Source organism: Pseudomonas sp. TE3644 (assembly GCF_056278815.1).
The window spans coordinates 3,269,719-3,293,431 of record NZ_JBWBQF010000001.1 but is presented as its reverse complement, the minus strand read 5'-3'; the positions used below and the strand labels follow the sequence as shown (position 1 = coordinate 3,293,431).

Sequence of the window (23,713 nt, the reverse complement as noted above, 5' to 3'; positions counted from 1 at the left end):
TCGGGGTGCCGCCGTTCGCAAGCAAAACACGTAGCCGCTGCCGAAGGCTGCGCTGGGCCTGTGCCTCGCTGGAGATTTTCAGGGTTTACACGGGCCAGCGCAGCCTGGCGGCAGCGGCTACGGGGCCCAAAATTGCGTTGCCTGCATCGCGACCAAGGTCGGCTCCTACGCCGACCGTGGTAGGAGCCGGCCTTGGCCGCGATGGGGACGCCGCCGCTCGCCAGCAAAGCGCGTAGCCGCTGCCGAAGGCTGCGCTGGGCCTGTGCCTTGCTGGAGATTTTCAGGGTTCACACGGGCCAGCGCAGCCTGGCGGCAGCGGCTACAGGGCTCATGACCGCGGCGGCTGTATCGCGACCAAGGTCGGCTCCTACGCCGACCGTGGTAGGAGCCGGCCTTGGCTGCGATGGGATTACCGCCGTTCGCCTGCAAAGCGTCTGGCCCTTTGTATCGCCGCAGTCAGCGGATCTGCGATCAGCCGCGTGCCTTGAACGCGGCGGCCACCAGCCCGTCCAGCCAGTCCTGGTGGCCATTGATCATCGGGTTGGGCTTGGCGTTGTGCAGCTCAATGGCCGGCTGACCTTTCTGGGTTTCCTGGGTGAGGATGCGCACCCGGCCGCCTTCCAGGTTCTCGACCAGCCAGGCATGGTGCACATCCAGGCGTGTATCGCCTTCACCGGCCCAGCCTTGCCAGGCCACGCGGCCCGGCTGGCCGGCAGTGGGGGCGATGAATTCGTTGCACTGGGCCTCCACGGGGAAACCGAAGGTTTCAAAGTAGAACCGCACGCCGTCGGCCAGCGCCGGGCCTCGGTGGTCGTAGAAACGAGTGTTGGCGCTGTTGGCATAGTAAGTGGGCCACTGCGCTGGCACGACCAGCAACGGCCATACGTCGGCGGCGCTGAGGCCGGCGACGATCACTTCGTTGGACACATAGTTTTCGGTGAAACCGGGGACGAACCCTTCGGGCCAGTGAATGGCATTCTGCATGGCAGCTCCTGAGCAATGACGTGTCTTGGATGGGCAGAGGATGATCCTGGCCCTGAAATAAAACCAATCGTCATTTGTTATCCAGAGCATCACGCAGGCTGATATCAGCAGGCCGATTTCCGCCCCTGACCGTGCGCGGGCACGAGGGGGCGTCCGGGAGGTCGATATGGCAACTAATATTAGCTTATGAAATTTATGTCTTTTGCTCATCTTGTTTTGGATCCTAAGATCCTTGCACCCCACCACGGGATCACAGCCGAGCGCTGCACAGCGCCGAGGATAGGAAGAATGCTCATACGGATGACGACTGATGACCCATGCTGCCCGCCTGTTTCTGCGTATCACCCCCACCGCCGGCCTGCCGCTGGCCGCCGCCATCCCGAGTGCACCGTTACCCGCTGACCAGGCCCTCGAGGCCAGGACAGTGCCCCGGTTGCAGGTTCAGGGTTCGGTTCCACTGCCAGGGAGAACGGTCAATGCTCACCACCATCAGCGCTGATGCGCTGTCGCCGCCACTCATACACGACCTGCTGGAACACCGTATCTACGGTATCCGTATCCCCGGGTTCTGTAGCCAGCACAGCTTGCAGGCTGCCCGTGAAGGGCTGTTCGACCACCCGCAGCGCGGCGCCCTGGGGCACGCCCGTGAGTTCACCCGGCTGGGAATCGCCTATGCCGAAGTGAAAAGCGAAGCGGTGCGCAGCGCTTACCACCAGAACGCACGGGCGAACATCCAGCGGGTGCGCAGCCTGTTCACGCCATACCTGTCGCCCATCGACCTGGTCAACCGCCAGGGCTTCGCCTCGTGCACCATTGCCGTGACCGACATTCTGCAGCGTCACAACCTGAGCAATTACAGCTACGAAGAGGTGTACAAGGTCAGTACCGCCGCAGGCGACCAGTGGCTTGAACGCAATCAGTCGGCCATCAACCGCCTGGCCACCGTGACCCGTATCCTGCGCTGGGAGCAGTGCCTGCTGGACCCGGGCTATCGGCCATTGCTGGACCGCGTGCAGTTCGAGTACGAAAACAACCGGGCCTATCGCACCGAGGTCGACGGCACCATCGGCCTGTTCCTGGAGCGCCTGCACAAGCGCGATGCCCAGGCCGACCTCGATGAGGCCAAGTACCGCTGCCTCACCTACCTGATTGAAGAGTGCCCCATCATCATGCCGCTGTGGGCTTCCCAGGGCATCGACTTCGTCATCTACCCCCAGCCCATGACCCGGGCCATGGCCGATACCCGGCGGCTGTTCGTGGAACCGCATTATCCGGATCACGGGCACTGGCTGTCGCTGAAATTCAAGAAGCGCGCCGCTGCTGCCGACCAGCCTCGGCCAGTGGCCGCTCACCCTGTGTGGGCCACTGCCGCGTTCGCCATTTGACCGGCTCGGGGAGTTCGCTCCCCGACCTGATGGGAGTCAAGCATGAGTCATTCTGCAAACGATCACCGCCGGTGGTGGGCACTGGCCGGCGTCAGCATCGCCAGTTTCCTGGGCTGCGTGGATTTCACCATCGTCAACACCGCGCTGCCGGCGCTGCAAGCCCAGTTGGACGTGCCGGTCAGCACCTTGCAATGGGTGATCAACGGCTTTCTGCTGGCCATGTCCAGCTTCATGGTGTTGGTGGGGCGCCTGGCCGACCTGCACGGCCGCAAGCGTGTGTTATCCCTGGGGTTGGTGGTGTTCGGGTTGGCCTCGCTGGTGGCGGGACTGGCCCAGGGGGCTGGGGTGTTGGTGGCCGCCCGGGTGGCCCAGGGCCTGGCCTGCGCGGTGCTGTACACCGCGTCCGGGGCCATCGTGGCGCAGGCCTTTGCCGCCCATGAACAGGGCAGGGCGTTCGGGGTGCTGTTTGGTTTCAATGGTGTGGGCCTGGCCGTGGGCCCTGTGTTGGGGGGTGTGCTGACCCAGGCCTTCGGCTGGCCGTGGATTTTCCTGGTCAATGTGCCCTTCGTGCTGCTCAGCTTGCTGCTGATTGCGGTCAATGTCGATGAGTCGCGTGCGCATGAACCGCGTCAAAGCCTGGACTGGGCCGGGGTCATTGTGTTGCTGATCGGCCTGCCCAGCCTGGTGCTGTTGATTGTGCAGGGCGACGCGTGGGGCTGGGCGTCTGCGCAGAGCCTGGGGTTGCTGAGCGTGGCCGTTGTCGCCCTGGCACTGTTTGTTTGGGTGGAACGGCGTGTCGCAGCGCCCATCATCAACCTGCAGCTGTTCGCCAACCGGCACTTCGTGGCCGCCGTGCTGGCCAGCTTCAGCCTGGCGGTGTTCTATTGCGTGGCGTTTTTCGTCATGCCCCTGTACCTGACCCACGTGCGCGGCGCCGACGTGCAGGCCAGCGGCCTGTTGCTGTTGCCCACCACCCTGGGCGTGGCGTTGTTGTCGCCCTGGGTGGGCCGCTGGGTAGACCGCAAGGGCGCAGCGCCGCTGATCCAGACGGGGCTGCTGCTGTTCGCAGGCTCTGCGCTGCTGCAGATTGCCTTTGCGCCCACCACGTCGCTGCTCTACGTGCTGGCCGCCTTTGCGCTGATGGGCCTGGGCTGGGCCTGCCTGCTGGGGCCGTCCACGGTATTGGGCGTCAGTGCGGTGCCCGAGCAGTTTGGCTCGGTGGCCGTGGGCTCGCTGATGACGCTGCATAATGTCGGCGGCGGCCTGGGCCTGGCGTTAGGGGTGAGTGTGCTGCGGCATTACACCGGGCCTGGGCAGTCGACGCAGCCTGCGGCGTTGCTGGAAGGGTACCACGCGGTAATGCTCGCGCTGGCGCTGGTGATGCTGGTGGCGTGGGCGGGGCAGCGGTGGTTGCTGCGGGCGGGCGGTGTGCCGGTGCCGGCGCACCATCCGTAGCCGCTGCCGCCAGGCTGCGTCACAGGCGCCACGCTAGGCCTGATGCAGCGGGTGGACCAGACGCCGCCTTCGGCAGCTACACCCCCTCTGTGGGAGCGGGTTCTACCCGCGAAAAGAACACCGCGTAATACCTGGCACCCTGTGGCGTCCTTTTCGCGGGTAGAACCCGCTCCCACAAAGACAGTTGCTGCTACGGGACCGCGTCGTCTGTATCGCGGCCAAGGCCGGCTCCTACCATGGACGACGTAGGAGCCGACCTTGGTCGCGATGCAGGCGACGCGGTTTCAAGACAGTTGCGAATAAAGGGTCGCAGAGGATGGCCTGTCAGCGCTCGACCCCATGGGTGCGGTCGTACCCACTGACCTGCGGCGCGGTCCATCCTGCGGGCTGCTGCGCCGCTTCGTAGATTTCCACCAGCAGTGGGTAGCACTTGGCCGTATCGGATGAGTGTTCGGCAGAGCAGTCACCGCCCGGGCAAGCCGACAGGCAGCCCAACAGGTCGATCTCGGCAAAAAACTCGAGATAGTCGCCAGGCTGCACCGGGCTGGCCTTCATGAAGTACTGGCCGGTGTCGCGGGTAAAACCGGTGCACATGAACACGTTCAACACATCATGCACATGGGGTTCGGCGTCATGCAGGGCCAGCCCGGAGGAGGCCGACAAGGCGCGGGTCAGGTTGGAGTGGCAGCAATGGTGATACTGGCCGCCGCCACTGAGCAGGTTGTGGGTGTAGGGGTCGCACCGCGTGCCGATCACGTCGTGCACCGAACCGCCAAACTCATCGAAACCGTACCAGTCCAGCGTGTCATGGGTGATGGTCGCCATGGGGCGCAGGGTGGGGAAGCTTGAGAACAACTGGTCGCCCACGCCCAGGTGCGTGCCGTTGAGTGCGCGGGTCTTGCCGGTATAAAAGCGTTCGGTCAGATCATGCTGGTTGAACAGGTTCAGGTCACCGACTTGCGGCCCCTCGGTGGAGACGATGCGGAAGAAGCTGCCTGCCGGAACGGTGAAGGTGGCGGCGTCGCGGGCGGGTACCACCACGGTGCGGACGTGCTTGAGCCCATCGCGCACGGCGCGGTATGTACTGATGTCCGGGCGGGGCAAGGTCTCGACCGGGTAGCACAGCACGGGTTTGATGGCCTTGCGCTGGGCGGCGTCGACAGGGGCTTTGGAAAGTGGGGCAGGCTTCATGGGCTTCTCCATTGGTTGCACGCGTGCAGGTCTGTAGCGCTATGCACGGGTAGGGTGGCTTAACAGGTCGAGCAGGGCGTGCTCGGAATCGTCGAGGTAACGGTTCATGGCTTCGGCGGCCGCAGCGCGGTGGCCGGCCGCAAGCAGGTCATGGATTTCGTGGTCGCGCGCCAGCCACGGGCGCTGGAAGTTTTCTTCGTCGGGTGCGATGGCGAACACCAGGCGCATCTGCGCCGCGACGTTGGTGAAGAAGGCATCCAGCAGCGGGCTGCGCAGCAGGCCCACGATGTGCTGGTGGAAGCGCAGGCTGTGAGTGCCGAAGGCTTGCCAGTCTTCACGGTCGCGGGCCAGTTCAGCCGCTTCGATGGCGTCGAGCATGCGGTCGGACTGGTATTCGCGCAGCGGCTGGCTGCCCAGGATGGCCTGGATCTCCAGGGTGCGACGCACCAGGAACAGGTCGCGCACTTCGGCCACGCCCAGGCGGCGCACCATCACGCCTTTGTTGCGCACGTAGGTGGCCAGGCCCTCGCGGCCCAACTGGTGCAGGGCCTCGCGCACGGTGTTGCGCGAGGCGTTGTAGCGGTTCACCAGCTCGGCCTCGACCAGGGCCATGCCCGACAGCAGGCGGCCGCCGATGATGTCTTCGCGCAGCTCATGGGCCACCTGGTCGGCCAGGGACAGGCCGCCGGCGGCGTGTTCGGAAAGTTTTTCAGTCATGCCAGCTGTACATCCTTGAGGAAGCGGCCCATGCGTTCGCTGCGGTTATCCAGCAGTTCACGCGGCGCGCCGGCCTGCACGATCTGCCCGCGCTCCATGAACACCACCCGGTCGGAGACCTGGAAGGCGAACTTCATTTCGTGGGTGACAATGATCATGGTCATGCCGTCGCGGGCCAGGTCTTCGATGACCTTCAGCACATCGCCCACCAGTTCCGGGTCCAGCGCCGAGGTCGGTTCGTCAAACAACATCACTTGCGGGCGCATGGCCAGGGCGCGGGCGATGGCCACGCGTTGCTGCTGGCCGCCCGACAGCTGGTGCGGGTATTTGCCGGCGTGGTCGCGCAGGCCGACCTTGGTCAGCAGGGCCAGGCCCAGGGCGCGCAGCTCGCTGTCACTGCCATGGCCGTGATGGCGCGGGGCGAGCAACACGTTGTCGAGCACGGTCTTGTGCGGGAACAGGTTGAAGCCCTGGAACACCATGCCCACCTGGACAATGCCCGCCATGTGCACCCGTGGCCCCAGGCCGCCGCCCGGCTCGCCGCTGCCGCGCAGGAAGGGCGCGCCACACAGCTCCACCGTGCCGGCGTCCAGCCCTTCCAGGCCGTTGAGGGTGCGGATCAGTGTAGTCTTGCCCGAGCCTGATGGGCCGATGATGGACACCACTTCGCCGAAGCGCACGTCCAGGTCGATGCCCTTGAGCACTTCCAGCGGACCGTAGTGCTTGCGCGCGCCACGCACCCGCAGCGCATGCTCGCCCTGGCGCGCGGGCGCGGCGAGCTGTGCGGCTGGCGCGCCGGTGCTGTCGGGCACCACGCGGGGGGTGCGCTGGCTGACGTCCAGGTAGCGCTCCAGGCGTCGCAGCAGGTAGCTGAACACGGTGACGATCAGCACGTAATAGAACGCCACCGCCAGCATGGTTTCCATCACCAGAAAGTTCTGTGTGTACAGCTGCTGGCCCACCAGCAAAATCTCCGACAGCGAGATCACCGACACCAGCGAGGTCAGCTTGACGATGGTGATGTATTCGTTGGCCAGGGTGGGCAGCGCCACCCGCAGTGCTTGCGGGATGACGATCAGACGCTGCACGCCGCGGTAGCGGATGCCTAGGGCCTTGCCGGCTTCCAGTTGCCCCTTGTTCACCGCCAGCAGACCGCCGCGGTGAATCTCGGCGATGTAGGCCGCCTCGCTCAGCACCAGGGCGATGAGCCCGGCGGCGTAGGGGTTGGACAGCAGCACGCTGGTGGCCGGGAACACCTGGGGCAGGTTGTAGACGAAAATCAGCAGCACCAGCAGCGGCAGGCTGCGGAAGAACCAGATGTACACGGCGGCGGCGCGGTTGAGGCTGCGCCGTGGCGATTGCCGGGCCAGGGCCAGGACAAAGCCCAGCACGATGCCCAGCACCCAGGTTTCCAGGCTCAGTTCGACCACCGTGCCCACGGCTTTCCAGAAGTCGCCGTTGACCAGCAGGCTGGCGGCGTAATGCCAATCGAATTGCATGGGGGTTACTCCGGTTTACTGCGCGGCTTGCGGGTTCTGGCCCAGGGCCTGGGCGATCTCGGCGGCGCTGGGTTCACCCAGGTTGTACTGGCCCAGCAGGGTCTGGTATTCACCGCTGTCCTTCATGGCCGTGAAGCCCTGGCGCAACTCGGCCATCAGGGCGTCGTTACCCTTGTGCACGGCCAGGCCGATGACCACCGGGTAGATCAGGGCGGTGGAGCTGATGGTCACCCGGCCCTTGAGCTTGTCGGTGGTGATGCGCGCCACCGCGGCGTCCTCGAATTGCACGTCCACGGCCTTGGCCAGCAAGGCCTGGGCGGCTTCCGGCGAGGTGGGGAATTCACGCGAGTCGATCGGCGCCTGGCCGTTGGCCTGGCAGTAGTCCTTGGACAGGGCGGCCAGTTTGGGAATCCACGAACCGCCCTTGATCGACGCCACGCGCTTGCCGCACAGGTCCTGTGGCTGCTGGGGGCGGAAGCTGTCGTCGCTGCGCACCATCAGCGAGGCACCGCTTTTGAGGTAGGGCAGGAAGTCCACTTGCGCGGCGCGCTCGGGCGTCACGTACAGCGCCGAGGCCACCAGGTCGAAGCGCCGCGCGTTGACGCCCATCACCAGGTTGGCGAAGCGGGTGTCGACGAACTGTGGCTGAAGGTTGAGGTGGTGGCTGAGCAGGGTCATGAATGCCGGGTCGAAGCCGGCGGGCTTGCCTTGGTCCAGGAACGTGTAGGGCGGGTAGGTCAGGTCCGAACCGATGCTCAAGCGCTGTGGTTGCAGCGTGGCGGTGTCGGCCTGGGCGCAGGCACTGGCGATCAGGGACAGGGCAAGCAGCGAACGGGTAAAGCGTGCACGTGGGGACATGATGAGGCTCCGCAGGGACTGGATTGTTCAACAATCGATAATCAATGCGTAATCAATACCCGTGCCAACCGTTAAATAGTGAGCAGGCTGGCATGTACTAGAGGAAGGGTTTTCCGCCGGCGCCCGGGCCGCGGTGCGCCGTGATGGGGCATGATCGTTACGGTCGGGAACCTTGTGGTGCGCCGTTCAGCGCACCCGCACATGCCCCTCCGGCAGGCCTGCGGCATGCTCGGCGACCGCCTGGCGTGCCACCTCCACCAGGCTGCCCGCCATTTCCAGGCCCACGCCGGTGCGCCAGGTGGCGTACATTTCCAGGTCGGCGGGTACGGGCAGCACGTTCAGCTGGCACAGGCTGCCAGCGGCCAGCGCATCATTGACCAGCGCCGGGGGCAGGGCGGCGATGCCGAAATCCTCGGCCAGCAGCCGCTCCATCGCCGCTACCGAGTTGATGCAGCACAGCCGTGGCGCACGCAGGTCGTGAGCATGCAACAGGCCGAGCAGGTCCTGGTGCGGCCGGGAGTGACGGGAAAAAGTGATCAGCCGCTGGTGGGCCAGCATGGCCAGGCTGTCGCCGCGGTGCACGCCGTTGGTGCGGGCCAGCCAGGCCATGGGGTAGCTGGCCAGGTGGGTGTTGCGCAGGCCTTCATCGGGAAGCGGGTCGGTCTGCAGGATCAGATCCAACTGACCGCGGCGCAGTTGTTCGGCCAGGTTGCGCGCGGTATCGGCCTGCAAATCCAGTTCAAGGTGCGGGTGCGCGCTGCCAATGCGCTGGATGAACGGGCCGAGCCAGGTATGGATCACGCTCTCCATCACGCCCACGCGAACCCGTCCGGGATTGCCGGCATCCACCGCCTGACGCAATGCCTGGGTGCTGTCCAGCACCTGCTCGGCATACCCCAGCAGGGTCTGGCCGCGGGGGGTGAGGGTGGCACCGCGGGTGTCGCGGTCGAACAAGCGCACGCCCAACTCGTCTTCCAGCGCGGCGATGCGGTTGGACACCGCCGCCTGAGTGCTGAACAACTTCTGCGCCGCCAGGCGGAAGCTGCCCAGGCGCGCGACCCAGATGAAGGTTTCGAGAAACTTGAGGTTCATGGCATCGGCATCCCGGGGGCGTAGACGCTGATCATAACGGTGATCGACTTTTGTTATCACCCCTGTTGCGAATAACCCGCTGGACCTTGCGAGACCTCCACGTGAACAATTTGCCCATCAGCCCTCTGCGGAGCCTCACATGAAACGTCCCTTGCTCAACTGTGATATCGGCGAAAGCTTCGGTGCCTGGCCCATGGGGCTGGATGCGGAGGTGATGCCGCTGATCGACTGCGCCAACATCGCCTGCGGTTTCCACGCTGGCGACCCTGGCACCATGCGCCGCACCGTGGCCTTGGCGGTCAGCCACCAGGTGCGCATTGGCGCCCATCCCGCGTACCCCGACCTGGTGGGTTTCGGCCGGCGCAGCATGGCTTGCTCGGCGCAAGAGATCGAAGACATGGTGCTGTACCAGATCGGCGCCCTGGATGCGATGTGCCGCGCCGAAGGCAGCCGCGTGCAGTACGTCAAACCCCATGGGGCGATGTACAACGACATGATGGCCGACCCGGTGCGCCTGGGTGCGGTGATGCGTGCCGTGCATGCTTATGATCCGCAGCTGCCGTTGATGCTGATGGCTACCGCTGATACACGCGCCAGCCAATCCCTGGCCGACGAGATGGGCTTGTCACTGTGGTTCGAGGCGTTCGCCGACCGCGCCTACGAGCCCGATGGCCAGCTGGTCAGCCGCCGCCTGCCCGGCGCCGTGCACCATGACCCTGCGCAGGTGGTGGCTCAGGCCTTGGGCCTGGCCCGGGGCGAGCCGCTGGTGACCCGCGACGGCAGCGCCCTGCGCCTGCACGTCGACACCCTGTGCGTGCACGGTGATAACCCGGCGTCGGTGGCTGCGGTGCGGCAGATCCGCCAGGCGCTGGATGGCTTGTCGGCATGAAAGCGCGCATCGAGGTGGCGGCCATCGATTGCCTGACCCTGCGCTTGTTCGAGGTGATCGACGAAGCCAACGTGCCGTGGCTGCTGGCGGCGGCCGAGCGCTTGCGTGCCACGTTCGCGGACGCGCTGGTGGAGCTGGTGCCGTCTTACACCACGCTGATGCTGCAGTATGACCTGGCCCAGTTGGATGACGCCCAGGCCCGGGCTTTGTGCGATCAGGCCCTGACCGGGCTTGAGCCGGCTGCTGCCGACGGCGGCCGGGAGCTGGCCTTGCCCGTGTGGTACCACGCCAGCGTCGGCCCGGACCTTGAAGCATTGGCGCGCCAGCGCGGGTTGCCCGTGGATCAGGTGATTGCCTTGCACAGCGGCCGCGCCTACTCGGTGTTTGCCCTGGGCTTTGCCCCGGGGTTCGGCTTCATGGGCCTGGTGGACCCGCGCCTGGCCAGCCCGCGCCTGGCCACGCCACGGCAGCGGGTGGCGGCCGGCAGCGTGGGGATTGCCGAGCGGCAGACGGCGATCTACCCGGCAGTCTCGCCGGGTGGCTGGAACCTGATCGGGCGCAGCCCGGCGCGCCTGTTCGATCCGGCATTGGCAGGCTTCAGCCTGTTGCGCCCTGGCGATCGGGTGCGCTTCGTGCCGATACAACGCGATGAATTCCTTCGCCTGGGTGGCGATGACACGCCCATGGAGGCACAGGCATGAACGCATTGATCGTGGAAAAGCCCGGGCCCCAGGCCAGCGTGCAGGATGGCGGCCGCTTTGGCGTGCGCCACCTGGGCCTGACCCAAGGCGGCGCCCTGGACTGGCTGGCCCAGCACTGGGCCAACTGGATGCTGGGAAACCGCCTGGACGCCGCGGTGGTGGAAGTCACCCTGGGCGGCCTGCAGTTGCGCTGTGAAGGCGAGGGCTGGCTGGCGCTGGCCGGCGCCGACCTGGGCGCCACCCTGGACGGCCAATTGCTGGATGTGTGGCGACCGTTCAAGGTCATGGCCGGGCAGCGCCTGGGCTTTGCCAGCCCGCGCCTGGGTGCGCGGGCCTACCTGGCGTTGCCGGGCGGCGTCGATGCGCCATTGCTGGCGGGCAGTTGCGCGACCGTCGCCCGTGAGGGTGTCGGCGGTCTGGATGGCCAAGGCAGCAACCTGGCACTGGGCGACCGGCTGGCCTGGGGCAGCGAGCCTGGCGCGGTGCGCGCCGTACCACCGGCGTTGATCCCCGACCTGCGCGCCCCGGCGCAGCTGGAGCTGATCGTGGGGGCGCAGGCCAGCGGTTTCAGCGGCCAGAGCCTGTTCGATGCCTTCAACCAGGCGTGGACCGTGGACACCCGCAGCGACCGCATGGGGCTGCGCCTGACCGGCACGCCGCTGTGCTATGACGGCCCGGGGCTGGTGTCTGAGGGCATTCCGCTGGGCGCGGTCCAGGTGCCGCCCGATGGGCAGCCGTTCATATTGCTCAACGACCGCCAGACCATTGGTGGCTACCCCCGGCTGGGCGCCTTGAGCCCGCTGGCGGTGGCGCGCCTCGCGCAGTGCCTGCCGGGGGAGGCCGTGAGGCTGTGGCCGCAGGTGGCGTATGCGGCGCAGCAGCGGCATCAACGCTGTGTGCGTGAATTGTGCCGGGCTCAGTAGCCCGAACCGCGTTGTCTGCATCGCGACTAAAGTCGGCTCCTACGCCGTCCGTGGTAGGCGCCGGCCTTGGCCGCAATGCGGGCGACGCGATCGATAGGTTATACGCGCTACCGTAGCCGCTGCCTCCAGGCTGCGCTGGCCGGTGTGAGCGCTGGAGATTTTCAGCGAGGCGCAGGGGCAGCGCAGCCTGCGGCAGCGGCTACAACGGCGCGTTGCCTGCTCCTACGCCGTTCGTGGTAGGAGCCGGCCTTGGCCGCGATGGGGACGACGCCGTTTTTCTGAATTACGCCGTCGATGCCATCGCGAGCAAGGTCAAGGTTCGCATCGTTATTGGCATTGGCACTGTGGGAGCGGGCTCTGCCCGCGAAGAGCGCGCCGCGGTGTTTCAGATACTTCGCGGTGTTCTTTTCGCGGGTAGAACCCGCTCCCACGGGTTGCTCATCGCCATAGAATAACTGTCTGCATCGCGACTAAAGTCGGGTCTTACCCGGTGCGTAGGTGTTTCAACTCATCATGGAGCAGGGCAACTCATCGCAGATTCTGAAGCTCGTTTCGCACGATCTGCGCGCCGACACTCAACGCATTCAACTTGCCCCTGGCAACTCGCCGAGGCAAGGGCGCCATGCCGCAGTTGGTGCACGGGTACAGTTTATCGGCGTCTACAAACGCAAGTGCCTTGCGCAAGGTTTCGGCCACTTGCTCAGGCGTTTCGATGGTGTGGGTTGCCACGTCGATGGCCCCTACCATGACCTTCTTGCCGCGAATCAGCTCGATGAGCTCCATGGGCACGTGCGAGTTGTGGCACTCCAGCGAGACGATATCGATATTGGACTTCTGCAGTTTGGGGAACGCCTCTTCATACTGGCGCCACTCTGACCCCAGGGTCTTCTTCCAATCGGTATTGGCCTTGATGCCGTAGCCGTAGCAGATATGCACGGCCGTTTCGCATTTCAGCCCCTCAATGGCTCGTTCCAGCGTGGCCACGCCCCAGTCGTTCACCTCGTCGAAGAACACGTTGAAGGCCGGCTCATCGAACTGGATGATGTCGACACCGGCAGCCTCAAGCTCTCGAGCTTCCTGATTGAGGATCCCGGCGAATTCCCACGCCAGCTTTTCGCGACTTTTATAGTGGTTGTCATACAGCGTATCGATCATCGTCATGGGCCCCGGCAGTGCCCATTTGATGGGCTGCGTGGTTTGCCGGCGCAGGAACTTCGCGTCTTCGACGAACACCGGCTTTTGCCGCGCCACGGCACCCACCACGGTCGGTACACTTGCGTCATACCGATCACGAATCCTGACGGTCTCACGCTTTTCGAAATCGACACCGCTCAGGTGCTCGATAAACGTGGTAACGAAGTGCTGCCGCGTTTGTTCACCGTCGCTGACGATGTCGATGCCTGCCTGTTGTTGTTCTTGCAGGGACAGTCGCAATGCATCCTGCTTACCTTCGATCAGTTCTTCATCCTGCAACTTCCAGGGTGACCAAAGTGTTTCTGGCTGCGCAAGCCATGAGGGTTTGGGCAAGCTGCCGGCAGTTGAGGTGGGTAGCAGTTTTTTCATGTTTGAAAGCCTTGTCTATTCGAAGAATCAAAGTGCGCAGCGAGACGACCAGCGCTCAAGAACGGTCTGGTAGGGTTTGATGAAGTGCTCCTCGGCAAACCTGCCTTGTTCCATGGCCAGACGGCCACGCTCTTCGCGATCGTAAATAATTCGAGTTAGAGAATAATCCTGATGTTTCAAACTGGGCTGATAGGATTTGCCTGCCGCCGAATTGGCGTTGTAAATCTCCGGCCGGTAAATTTTCTGGAACGTATCCATTGTGCTGATGGTGCTGATCAGTTCAAGGTTGGTGTAGTCACCGAGCAAATCGCCGATAAAATAAAAGGCCAATGGCGCGACACTGCCGGCAGGCATGAAGTAACGAACCTTCAATCCCATTTTGCTGAAGTATTCATCCGTCAGCGAGTATTCATCCTGCTGGTACTCAGCCCCCAGTACAGGGTGTCTGTTTTCAGTGCGATGGTAGGTCTTGCTGCTCGAAACGCTCAGGCAAATCACCGGTGGTTTGCTGAAGTGTTGCCTGTAGGCGCTTGACGTCACGAAGCACTTGAACAGTTTTCCATGCAGATCGCCGAAATCGGCCGGGGTGCTGAAACCGGGCTGCCCCTGGTTGTGCCCTGACAGGCGTACGCTGAAGTCGTAATCGCGCACGTAGGATGAGAAGTTGTTGCCGACAATGCCGTCAATTCGCCCATGGGTCTCGCGGTCATGCACCGTGGTTTTCAATATCTCGATCAGAGGCAGGGCCTGTTCACTGCGCCGACTGTCAATATTCATCTCGACGGAAATGATTTCAAGCGTGACGCTGTAACGAGTGCCTGCGGGATTGTCCCAGTGCGCCAGCGCGTTGAAGCGGTTATCAATCATCATCAAGGTATTGCGCAAGTTTTCCTGGCGATTATTGCCCCTCGCCAGGTTGGCGAAGTTGGTGGTGATGCGCGTAGTGTTCGATGGGGTGTAGTGTTCATCGAAGTCAATACTGTTGATGGTGAAAGTAAAGTCATCGCTCATTGATCTGGCATCCTGGTCTGTGCTGTTTCACAGTGTGCCTGCACTGTTGTCGAGCGATATTCTAGGCGTGGCCATTGAACCAGGGCTAATGAATTGATTTCACAAAACCTTTAGGCATCTTCATGTGTGTGAACGCTGGAACTCTTCAGTGAGGTTGAGGGCCAGCGCAGCCTGCGGCAGCGGCTACAGGTGCAATTTCAAGTTCTGATAAACCCAATCAGTGCCTGCAACGCCGGTGGCACGTGTCGGCGGCTGGAATAGTACAGGTAGAAATGGCTGGCGGGTGCTTGCCAGTCGTTGAGCACTTGAGTCAGCCTGCCGTGGCCCAGATCCTCCAAGACCATGGCCTCGTAGACGGCCTTGGTGTCGTTTTCTCTGCTGGCCGGTGGCAGCTTTTGCATGTGGCTGGTATCCACGGGGCAAATCGTCTGCTACTTCATGCTCACCGCCGTGGCCAGCCTGGGGATAGGAGGGTTGCTCGTGTCCATCACCGGGATGATGGCCGAAATGGGTGATGCCGTGGAGGCCGGACACGGGCAGCGCGTTGACGGCGTGCTGTTCTCCCTGAACGCCTTGGCGATGCAAACCGGTTTTGCCGTATCGGCACTCTTGGCAGGGGTAATGATGAAGTTTTTCGGGTATGTCCCCAATGCCGCTGTTCAATCCCTGGGAGCCTTGTCGGCCATTCAGGGCATTCGGTGCCTGGGGCCAGCGGTGATTTGCCTGCTGGGTCTAGTTGCACTGCGCGCTTACTGGAAGTGCCAGGGCAACTCGCCACCGCTCAACCAGCCCGAGCATGTGAAAACACCGATCCGCTCGCAGGTCTAGCCGTGGGCACGCAAACGTTTTGATGACACTTGCGGTCCTTGCTGGACAGTGTAGTCCGTTCAACTACATTCACTTAGTCATCCCCATCGATCACGTCTGCGCCCCTTGGCCTGCGGACTGGAGAGCACACGACCATGAACACCCCCGCTACAGGATCAGGTCTTAGAACATTTACCGTGATTGTCGCCGCCCTGATCGGGTTGGTCCTGCTGCTTGGCGGGGTTTGGCTGACGGTCCTGGGCGGTTCCTTCTACTATGTGGTCGCAGGCTTGGCGCTGCTGGTGTTCGCGTTGTTGCTGCGGCGAAGCTCCGGCGCAGCGCTGTGGCTATACGGCGCGCTGATGCTGGTGACCACCCTGTGGGGCCTGTGGGAGGCCGGGTCGGACTTCTGGGCGCTGGTACCGCGCCTGGATATCCTTGGTGTGCTGGGGATCTGGCTGCTGGTGCCTGCCGTGACCCGGGGCTTGGGTGTCGACCTGAAGGCCGGCAGGACATTCCTGGTGGTGACGCTGGCCTTTGCGATTGCCGTGCTGGTGTATTCGATCTTCAACGACCCGCAGGAAATCAAGGGCACCCTCGCCGCGTCGCAGCCAGCCCAGGCCCAGGCCATCGACGGGGTTGCGCCAGGTGATTGGCCGGCGTACGGCAGGACCCAGGCGGGTACCCGCTATTCGCCGCTGAGCCAGATCAATGAAACGAACGTGGCGAATCTGGAGGTGGCCTGGACCTTCCGCAGTGGCGAAAGCAAGACGGCCAATGACTCAGGCGAGACCACCAACGAACTGACGCCGATCAAGATCGGCGACAACATGTTCATTTGCACCACCCACCAGATCCTGGTCGCGCTGGATCCCGCCACGGGCAAGGAGAAGTGGCGGTTCGATCCCAAGCTTCAGGCTGATCCGTCGTTCCAGCACCTGACCTGCCGCGGGGTGGCTTATTACGATAGCGCCAACACCGCCGAGTTCGCGACCAGCCTTGCCAGCGCGGCACCTGTGCAAAGTGAGTGCCCGCGCAAGGTGTTCCTGCCGGTCAACGACGGCCGCCTGTTCGCCGTCAATGCCGACAACGGCAAGCCGTGCAGCGACTTCGCCAACAAGGGCGAACTGGACCTCAAGCACATGCATCCCTACACCTATCCGGGTGGTCTGGAGCCTACCTCGCCTCCGGTGGTCACCGGTACCACGGTGGTGATCGGCGGCTCGGTGACGGACAACCTGTCGATCCATGAGCCGTCGGGCGCGCTGCGCGGCTACGACGTCAATACCGGGGCGCTGCGCTGGGTGTTCGATACCGGCGCCGAGAACCCCAATGCCGTGCCGGGCGACGGGCATACCCTGGTCAACAACTCACCCAACGCCTGGGCGCCGCTGGCGTACGATGCCAAGACCGACGTGGTGTACATCCCCACCGGTAACCCGACGCCGGACATCTGGGGTGGCAACCGCACCCCGGTCATGGAGCGTTACGCCAGTTCGGTGGTGGCGCTGAATGCCTCCACGGGCAAGCTGGTGTGGAGCTTCCAGACCACCCACCATGACCTCTGGGACATGGATGTGCCGTCCCAGCCAACCCTGGCCGACGTGAAGGTGGACTCAGGCGAAGCGGTACCGGCCGTCTATGTGCCGACCAAGGCCGGCAACCTGTTTGTACTCGACCGTCGCGACGGCAAGCCCATCGTGCCCGTCACGGAAGTGCCGGTGCCCTCGACCCAGGCGGCGCCGGGTGACCGCGCCAGCCCCACCCAGCCACGCTCGGGCTTGAACCTGACCTCCGTGCAAACCCTGACGGACAAGAACATGTGGGGCGCCACGATGTTCGACCAGTTGATGTGCCGGGTGATCTTCAAGCGCTTGTCCTATGCGGGCCAGTACACCCCGCCGTCGGAGCAGGGCACCCTGGTGTTCCCGGGCAACCTGGGCGTGTTCGAATGGGGCGGCATTTCGGTCAACCCTGATCGCCAGGTGGCGCTGATGAACCCGATGGCCTTGCCGTTCGTGTCCAAGCTGATCCCTCGCGGCCCCAACAACCCGCTGTGGCCAAAAGAGGGCGCCGCCGGTGGCAGTTCGGGCACCGAGATGGGCATCCAACCCCAGTATGGCGTGCCCTACGGCGTCGAGATCAACGCGTTCCTGTCGCCTTTGGGCTTGCCTTGCAAAGCCCCGGCCTGGGGTTATGTGGCGGGGGTGGACCTGAAAACCCACCAGGTGGCCTGGCGCAAACGGATCGGCACAGTGCGCGACAGCTTGCCGGGCATTCAATTGCCGCCGCTCAAAATCGGCGTGCCGATGCTCGGCGGCCCCATCTCGACCGCGGGTAATCTGATGTTCATCGCGGGCACCCAGGATAACTACCTGCGCGCCTACAACGTCACCAATGGTGATCTGGTGTGGGAAGCGCGCCTGCCTGCCGGGGGCCAGGCCACCCCGATGACCTACGAGGCCAATGGCAAGCAGTACGTCGTGATCATGGCCGGCGGGCATGGGTCGTTCGGGACCAAGATGGGTGATTATTTGATTGCCTATGCGTTGCCTTCCAGTCGTTAAGGCAGAAGGGGGCGCACACCTCGTAGCCGCTGCCGCCAGGCTGCGCTGGCCGGTGTGAGCGCTGGAGATTTTCAGCGCGGCGCAGGGCCAGCGCAGCCTGCGGCAGCGGCTACAACGCGACTAACGTCGGCGCCTACACCATCCGTGGTAGGAGCCGGCCTTGGCCGCGATGCAGGCGACGCGAACGATAGGTTATACGTGCTGCCGTAGCCGCTGCCGCCAGGCTGCGCTGGCTGGTGTGAGCGCTGAAGATTTTCAGCGAGGCGCAGGGCCAGCGCAGCCTGCGGCAGCGGCTACAACGCGACTAAGGTCGGCGCCTACGCCGTGCGTGGTAGGAGCCGGCCTTGGCCGCGATGCAGGCGACGCGATCGATAGGTAATGCCCCCCGTAGCCGCTGCCGCCAGGCTGCGCTGGCCGGTGTGAGCACTGAAGATTTTCAGCGAGGCGCAGGGCCAGCGCAGCCTGCGGCAGCGGCTACAACGCGACTAAAGTCGGCGCCTACGCCGTACGTGGTAGGAGCCGGCCTTGGCCGCGATGCAGGCGACGCGATCTATCGGTAATACCCCCCGTAGCCGCTGCCGCCAGGCTGCGCTGGCCGGTGTGAGCACTGAAGATTTTCAGCGAGGCGCAGAGCCACTGCAGCCTGCGGCAGCGGCTACAACGCGACTAAAGTCGGCGCCTACGCCATCCGTGGTAGGAGCCGGCCTTGGCCGCGATGCAAAGTCGGCTCCTACGCCGACCGTGGTAGGAGCTGGCCTTGGCCGCGATGCGGGCGACGCGATCGATAAGTTATACGCCCGCCCGTAGCCGCTGCCGCCAGGCTGCGCTGGCCGGTGTGAACACTGGAGATTTTCAGCGAAGCACGGGGCCAGCGCAGCCTGCGGCAGCGGCTACAGCAGCGCGGCGTCTGCATCGCGACTAAAGTCGGCTCCTACGCCGACCGTGGTAGGAGCTGGCCTTGGCCGCGATGCGGGCGACGCGATCGATAGGTTATACGCCCGCCCGTAGCCGCTGCCGCCAGGCTGCGCTGGCCGGTGTGAACACTGGAGATTTTCAGCGAAGCACGGGGCCAGCGCAGCCTGCGGCAGCGGCTACAACGGCGCGGTGTCTGCATCGCGACTAAAGTCGGCTCCTACACCATGCGTGGTAGGAGCCGGCCTTGGCCGCGATCGATAGGTTATACGCACCCCCCTACGGTGTACTCCCCGGCGCACCACCCCCTGACCCCGCGCCAGGCGGCACCTGCGGCGCTTGCGAGACGGTTTGGGTAAACACCACATCGTCCGTCTGGTCCGGCCCCGTTCCGGTGGCGGTGGCCCGTACGGCCCGCTGTACCGACTGCGGCAGCGGGTTGCTGTTGCTGACCGACAACTGTTGCCGGAACGGGCTCAACACGCGGGTGCGCAAGCGGGCGTCATTGGAGGCGCCGCCCACGGCGATGTTGAACACATCCGCGTCCACCACCCAGGCGTTGCGGTTGGGGTTGTAATACGCGAGTGAGCGCCCATTGAGCTCGATGGTCACGCGCTGCGTCTGGCCAGGTTGCAGGAGCACTTTCTGGAAGCCCTTGAGCTCCTTGACCGGCCGCGTCAGGCGTGGGTTGCGTTGACCGACGTACAACTGCGCGACCTCGGCCCCGGCGCGCTGCCCCGTGTTGGTGACGTTGAACGACACCCTGATGGGCGAGTTGCCGAACGCCACCGGCGGGTTGACCCTGATGTCCGAATAGCGGAACCGGGTATAGGACAGCCCATAGCCGAACGGGTAGAGGGGCGTGGTGCCCAGTTTTTCGTAGCCACGGTAGCCCAGCAACAGGTCGCCGGCGTAGCTGATCTCGGTGAGTGTGCCGTTGTTGTCAAACGCCGGGAAGAAGTTGTACAGGGGATTATCCTGCAGGTTGCGCTCCAGGCTGATCGGCAACTTGGCCGAGGGGTTGACCTGCCCGAAGAGGATCTCCGCCAGCGCCTGGCCGCCGTTCTGGCCCGGATAGAAGGCATGCAGCAGACCGGCCACCTGGTCGACCCAGTCGTTGACCTTGAGCCCCGTGCCGCCGTGCAGCGCGACGATGGTATGGGGGTTCTGGCTGGCGATGCTCTGGATCAGTTGCCCTTGGAACTCCGGCAACTCCCACATGTGGTCGAACCCTTCGCCCTCGTATTCGTTGCTGTTGCCTGCGGCAACCAGCACCGCGTCGTAGGTGCCAATGTCACTGGGCGCCACCAGCGAAGCCCAGCTCATCTGCACGCCGGTCAAGCCGCCCAGGCTGGCGATATAGCCCGGCCGGCGCGAGTATTCCAGCACCACGGTATAGGCCTGGCCGGCCTGGAGGTCGACCTTGGCGTATACCGGAATGGTCGGCGGTATCTGGTTGTCGGGCAGTGGCGCGCCGTCACCGTTGGCCAGGATCTCATTGCCATTGACGGTCAGGCGGATCAAGCCGTCGGCGCGCACCTTGAACACATGTTCGCCACTGACCGTGGGGGTGACGTTGCCGGTCCAGCGGATCGAGGTATTGGCCGTGTCGCCGTTGGTGGGCAGGTTCGCGTCGCTGTTCCAGTCAAGGTTGACGAAGGTGTCGGTGCGGGTCGTGGCTGGCGAGCCGGTCCAGGTCGGGTTAGTGAAGTATTCGGCGGTCATGCCGGGCACTTCGCTGGCGCCATCGGTGTGGGTCCAGGTGACGGCGGCGGGGTCCAGGGACAACCCGTCGAGGAACGTCACCTGGGCCTGGGGAGCGGCTTGCGCCAGGCCACTGGTTTCGCTGATGTAATTGAGCGCCGACGCATAAGCGCTGCCGAAACCACTGGGCGGCGCGTACTTGCCAAGCACGCCCACCACGGCAATTTTCTGCACGGTGGCGGGGTTGAGGGGCAGGAAATTGTTCTGGTTTTTCAGCAGCACAATCCCTTCACGGGCGGTGTTCAACGAGGCCTGGTTGCTGGCCAGGCTATTGGTGTCATGGACCGTGGGAGGCACGTAGGTGTCAAAGTCGAACAGGTAAATCTGGCGCAGTATGCGCCGGACTTTGTCATTGATAGTGGCGACGGCCAGGACATTACTGTCCAGATAAGGCGTCAATACCGTCGCGTTCATTTGCAAGCCAAACAACATGTCGATGTCAGTGCCGGCCTGGGCTGCTTTGAGGCCATCGAGGATGGCACCGTAGTCAGTTTGCACAAACCCGGTGAACCCCCACTGGTCTTTCAGTATCTCGCGCACTAAATGCGAGTTCTCACAGACGTGGTCGCCGTTGACCGCTTGAAACGAACACATCACCAACGCCACTTTGCCGTTCTTGGAGGCAGACTCGAATGGCGGCAGCGTTATTTCCCGCAATACGCGCTCAGGGATACTTTCATTGAGGGTAAAACGGTTGGTTTCCTGGTCGTTGGCCGCATAGTGTTTGGCATCGGCCCATACGCCCCGCGACTGGATAGCGTTGATGACCGCCGGCGCCATGCTGGCCCCGAGGAAGGGGTCTTCGCCGCTGACATATTCAAAGTTCCGTCCGCCGTAGGGCATGCGGTACATGTTCATCCCGGGGCCGGTGATGTAGTAGTAGCCACCGCTGGCGGTGTCATAACCCAGGGCACGGCCGAAATCCAACGCCCGCTGCAGGTTGAATGAGGCCGCCAGGCTGGGGCCGCTGGGGTAGACCACCCCCTGGTCGTTGCCCTGATTGGTGTAGCGCAGCCCCAGTCCGCCATCGGCGCCCAGGATCTGTGGCAGGTTGAAGCGTGGCAGGGGTTTGATGTCCCAGCCTCCGGTACCGCCGATATAGTCCAGTTTCTCCGCCAGGGTCATTTGATTGAGGGTTTGTTGTGCCAGCACATTGGCCTGCTGCAAGGTGCGCGCCCATGCCTGCTGCGTGCATATTTGGGCGACGCCCAGGGCCAACAAGGTAAATGAAGTGGCAAGTGTGGGTAGACGTGTTCTTCTCATTTTAATTACTCCCACCGACGACCCTTGAGGTAGGGCCGGGTGTAATAAATACAACGAGGGCGAACTTGTAAAGCGGGCGAAACAGAATCCGTTTCAAGTAGCCTTTAAAAAGGCTGGCATTTGATGCATATCAAGCTGCGCTGAAGTTTGGATCCGTTAGAGCCTGCTTCGGTTTTATTTTTTGCCATCGGGATGGCAAGTCAACGCTATAACGAGTAGTGAATGGGACTCCTGTGGGCAGTGGGTGTCAAACTTTAATGGCGCAACGGTTATTGTTTTTTCATCTGAGCTGGGGTGTGTTGCATGTATTTAGGTATTTAGCCGGTTTTTTTTGTAGCAGTAAGTCTTGCTGGGCTAATTGCCAATCGCAGTCGGCCTTAGTTGCATGGCTAACTAAGGTACAATTTTCATCGTCGCTGCATGCCTAAAGCTGAAATCAGAGTAAACAGTCCATTTTCGTCCTGCCTTTGCAGGCGCGCCATGCAACGAGAGATCACTGCACAAGATCGTTATGCCGATGATTGCGCGGCCAGCGCAATGCGCACATGGTCGATGGCCCGCTGTGCCCGCAGCGACAAGGGCCATTCCGCCCGATGGATCAGCCACAGCGTGTCCCGCACCGTAGCCCTGCAGGCCACTACGTTGATCTGCCCCTGCCGCCCAAACGCTTGGCGGGCATAGCGCGGCAGCACCGTGAAGCCCAGCCCACGGGCCACCGGCTCCAGGATCAGGCTGATCTGGTTGCTGAAACCGTGCTGGGGCAGGGTGCGGATGCCGGGGTTGCCGGGGAAGGCGCGGCTGAGCAGGCGGCTGGCCATGGCCTGGCCATCGGGGTGGTCGATGAAGCCCAACTGTTGCAGGTCCTGCCAGTGTTCGGCCGGGGTACCGGCGGGCACGATCAACTCCAACGGCTCCTCGGCGAAATGCTCGGCCACCAGGCGCGGGTCATCGGGCTTGAGGGTGACCAGGCCCAGCTCGAAGCGGTTCTCCAGCACGGCGGCCAGCACTTCGTTGTCGGGCGCGAAGCGGTGGCGCAACGTCAGGCCGGGATGGCGTTGTTGCCACTCCAGCAGCAATGGGTACAGGCACAGGCCGATGCTGCCGGGGCTGATCAGGCTCAGGTCGCCCTGGTCGGCATCGGTTTCGCACAGGCGCAGTTTCAGGCGGCGATCGGCCTGGGACAGTTCGGCGCAATAATCCAGCAGCGCAAGGCCGGCGGGCGTCAGCTCCAGCTGGCGGGTACGGCGGATGATCAGCGGCCCCAAGGCGTCTTCCAGGTGCCGCACGTGCTGGCTCACTGCTGCCTGGGTCAGGCCCAGGCGTTCGCCGGTGCGGGTGAAGTTGCGCTCCTCGGCCAGGGCGCTGAAGGTGCGCAGCCATTGCAGGTTAAGCATAAGGATCTCTTATCAAAGCGATAACGGGGCGGTGGTTCTAATTATGATTGAGCCACTCTACGCTACTACCATCGTTTCGTGCAGAGAGCCTTGTCATGTCCCAAACCTACCCACGCAGTTTTTCCCACATCGGCCTGTCGGTCACCGACCTGGATGCCGCCGTCAAGTTCTACACCGAGGTACTGGGCTGGTACCTGATCATGCCGCCCACCACCATCAGCGAAGATGACAGCGCCATCGGCGTGATGTGCACCGATGTATTCGGCGCCCAGTGGGGCTCGTTCCGCATCGCGCACCTGTCCACCGGCGACCGCATCGGCGTGGAAATCTTCGAGTTCCGCAACGCCCAGCGTCCGGAGAACAACTTCGAATACTGGAAGACCGGAGTATTCCACTTCTGCGTACAGGACCCGGACGTGGAAGGCCTGGCCGCGAAAATTGTCGCCGCCGGTGGCAAGCAGCGCATGCCGGTGCGCGAATACTTCCCCGGCGAGAAGCCATACCGCATGGTGTACATGGAAGATCCGTTCGGCAACATTCTGGAAATCTACAGCCACAGCTATGAGCTGACCTATGGTGCCGGGGCTTACCAGTAAGCCGCCTGGAGGTGCTCAACGTCAGCCTCGGTTTCTTCACTCCGGATGGGTCATTCCCTTGGGGGCCGCCGATGCGTCGGCTGGACATGCCGGGAAGGCCACAGGACGGTTGAACAATCCGGCCCGCAGGCCGCTCCAATGG

Annotated in this window: 19 protein-coding genes; 8 read left to right on the top strand and 11 right to left on the bottom strand. The window is 63.6% G+C overall.

Annotated elements, in window-relative coordinates; all coding sequences use genetic code 11:
- Window positions 1–471: 471 nt before the first annotated feature.
- On the bottom strand, window positions 472–984 hold the full coding sequence (locus ACZ9GA_RS14570) for an SRPBCC family protein (protein WP_457362008.1): 513 nt from the start codon (window positions 982–984) through the stop codon (window positions 472–474).
- 476 nt (window positions 985–1,460) lie between these two features.
- Between ACZ9GA_RS14570 and ACZ9GA_RS14565 the strand changes: the two genes are divergently transcribed.
- Window positions 1,461–2,369 (top strand): hypothetical protein, encoded by a 909-nt coding sequence (locus ACZ9GA_RS14565; protein WP_457362009.1) that lies wholly within the window; start codon window positions 1,461–1,463, stop codon window positions 2,367–2,369.
- Window positions 2,370–2,411: 42 nt separating this feature from the next.
- Window positions 2,412–3,824, top strand: a complete 1,413-nt coding sequence (locus tag ACZ9GA_RS14560; RefSeq protein ID WP_457362010.1) for an MFS transporter — start codon at window positions 2,412–2,414, stop codon at window positions 3,822–3,824.
- Between the two features lie 324 nt (window positions 3,825–4,148).
- Here ACZ9GA_RS14560 and ACZ9GA_RS14555 read toward each other — a convergent pair whose 3' ends face one another.
- From ACZ9GA_RS14555 to ACZ9GA_RS14535, 5 genes are all read right to left on the bottom strand, one after another.
- Window positions 4,149–5,015: an urea carboxylase-associated family protein gene (locus tag ACZ9GA_RS14555; protein WP_457362011.1), complete on the bottom strand. Its 867-nt coding sequence runs from the start codon at window positions 5,013–5,015 to the stop codon at window positions 4,149–4,151.
- 39 nt (window positions 5,016–5,054) lie between these two features.
- Window positions 5,055–5,732 (bottom strand): GntR family transcriptional regulator, encoded by a 678-nt coding sequence (locus tag ACZ9GA_RS14550; RefSeq protein WP_457362012.1) that lies wholly within the window; start codon window positions 5,730–5,732, stop codon window positions 5,055–5,057.
- Window positions 5,729–7,231, bottom strand: coding sequence for an amino acid ABC transporter permease/ATP-binding protein (locus tag ACZ9GA_RS14545; protein WP_457362013.1), 1,503 nt, complete (start codon window positions 7,229–7,231; stop codon window positions 5,729–5,731). The genes ACZ9GA_RS14550 and ACZ9GA_RS14545 overlap by 4 nt, the downstream gene beginning before the upstream one ends.
- 15 nt (window positions 7,232–7,246) lie before the next feature.
- A complete protein-coding gene (locus ACZ9GA_RS14540) occupies window positions 7,247–8,089 on the bottom strand; it encodes a transporter substrate-binding domain-containing protein (RefSeq protein WP_457362014.1) in 843 nt (280 codons plus the stop codon).
- A 186-nt stretch (window positions 8,090–8,275) separates the two neighbouring features.
- Complete coding sequence (locus ACZ9GA_RS14535; protein WP_457362015.1) at window positions 8,276–9,181, bottom strand: LysR family transcriptional regulator; 906 nt, start codon at window positions 9,179–9,181, stop codon at window positions 8,276–8,278.
- A 139-nt stretch (window positions 9,182–9,320) separates the two neighbouring features.
- On the opposite strand from ACZ9GA_RS14535, the gene ACZ9GA_RS14530 reads away from it, so the two are divergent.
- Genes ACZ9GA_RS14530 through ACZ9GA_RS14520 form a run of 3 tightly spaced genes read left to right on the top strand, consistent with a single transcriptional unit; the run spans window position 9,321 to window position 11,694 of the window.
- Window positions 9,321–10,070, top strand: a complete 750-nt coding sequence (locus ACZ9GA_RS14530) for a 5-oxoprolinase subunit PxpA (protein WP_457362016.1) — start codon at window positions 9,321–9,323, stop codon at window positions 10,068–10,070.
- The gene (pxpB, locus tag ACZ9GA_RS14525; RefSeq protein WP_457362017.1) at window positions 10,067–10,771 is read left to right on the top strand and encodes a 5-oxoprolinase subunit PxpB; all 705 of its coding nucleotides are present in this window, start codon (window positions 10,067–10,069) and stop codon (window positions 10,769–10,771) included. Before ACZ9GA_RS14530 ends, pxpB begins: the two co-directional genes overlap by 4 nt.
- Window positions 10,768–11,694 (top strand): 5-oxoprolinase subunit C family protein, encoded by a 927-nt coding sequence (locus ACZ9GA_RS14520; protein ID WP_457362018.1) that lies wholly within the window; start codon window positions 10,768–10,770, stop codon window positions 11,692–11,694. Before pxpB ends, ACZ9GA_RS14520 begins: the two co-directional genes overlap by 4 nt.
- 528 nt (window positions 11,695–12,222) lie before the next feature.
- Here ACZ9GA_RS14520 and ACZ9GA_RS14515 read toward each other — a convergent pair.
- The 3 genes from ACZ9GA_RS14515 to ACZ9GA_RS14505 all read right to left on the bottom strand — a co-directional run bounded on the left by ACZ9GA_RS14515 (window position 12,223) and on the right by ACZ9GA_RS14505 (window position 14,669).
- Window positions 12,223–13,257 (bottom strand): methionine synthase, encoded by a 1,035-nt coding sequence (locus ACZ9GA_RS14515; RefSeq protein WP_457362019.1) that lies wholly within the window; start codon window positions 13,255–13,257, stop codon window positions 12,223–12,225.
- A 27-nt stretch (window positions 13,258–13,284) separates the two neighbouring features.
- Window positions 13,285–14,268 carry a DUF1852 domain-containing protein gene (locus ACZ9GA_RS14510; protein WP_457362020.1) on the bottom strand — a complete coding sequence of 328 codons (984 nt, stop codon included), beginning with the start codon at window positions 14,266–14,268 and terminating at the stop codon, window positions 13,285–13,287.
- A gap of 197 nt (window positions 14,269–14,465) precedes the next feature.
- Complete coding sequence (locus ACZ9GA_RS14505; protein ID WP_457362021.1) at window positions 14,466–14,669, bottom strand: LysR substrate-binding domain-containing protein; 204 nt, start codon at window positions 14,667–14,669, stop codon at window positions 14,466–14,468.
- On the opposite strand from ACZ9GA_RS14505, the gene ACZ9GA_RS14500 reads away from it, so the two are divergent.
- Both ACZ9GA_RS14500 and ACZ9GA_RS14495 read left to right on the top strand, forming a co-directional pair.
- Window positions 14,668–15,096, top strand: a complete 429-nt coding sequence (locus ACZ9GA_RS14500) for an MFS transporter (RefSeq protein WP_457362022.1) — start codon at window positions 14,668–14,670, stop codon at window positions 15,094–15,096. The two genes, ACZ9GA_RS14505 and ACZ9GA_RS14500, sit on opposite strands and share 2 nt — an antisense overlap.
- 134 nt (window positions 15,097–15,230) lie before the next feature.
- Window positions 15,231–17,642, top strand: a complete 2,412-nt coding sequence (locus ACZ9GA_RS14495) for a glucose/quinate/shikimate family membrane-bound PQQ-dependent dehydrogenase (RefSeq protein ID WP_457362023.1) — start codon at window positions 15,231–15,233, stop codon at window positions 17,640–17,642.
- Window positions 17,643–18,833: 1,191 nt separating this feature from the next.
- Here the strand turns inward: ACZ9GA_RS14495 and ACZ9GA_RS14490 are convergent.
- Together ACZ9GA_RS14490 and ACZ9GA_RS14485 are read right to left on the bottom strand one after the other, a co-directional pair.
- Window positions 18,834–21,581 (bottom strand): beta-glucosidase, encoded by a 2,748-nt coding sequence (locus ACZ9GA_RS14490; RefSeq protein WP_457362024.1) that lies wholly within the window; start codon window positions 21,579–21,581, stop codon window positions 18,834–18,836.
- 509 nt (window positions 21,582–22,090) lie between these two features.
- Window positions 22,091–22,975: a LysR family transcriptional regulator gene (locus ACZ9GA_RS14485; RefSeq protein WP_457362025.1), complete on the bottom strand. Its 885-nt coding sequence runs from the start codon at window positions 22,973–22,975 to the stop codon at window positions 22,091–22,093.
- Between the two features lie 95 nt (window positions 22,976–23,070).
- Here ACZ9GA_RS14485 and ACZ9GA_RS14480 point away from each other — a divergent pair, with 95 nt between their 5' ends.
- Window positions 23,071–23,571 carry a lactoylglutathione lyase family protein gene (locus tag ACZ9GA_RS14480; protein WP_457362026.1) on the top strand — a complete coding sequence of 167 codons (501 nt, stop codon included), beginning with the start codon at window positions 23,071–23,073 and terminating at the stop codon, window positions 23,569–23,571.
- Window positions 23,572–23,713: the final 142 nt, after the last annotated feature.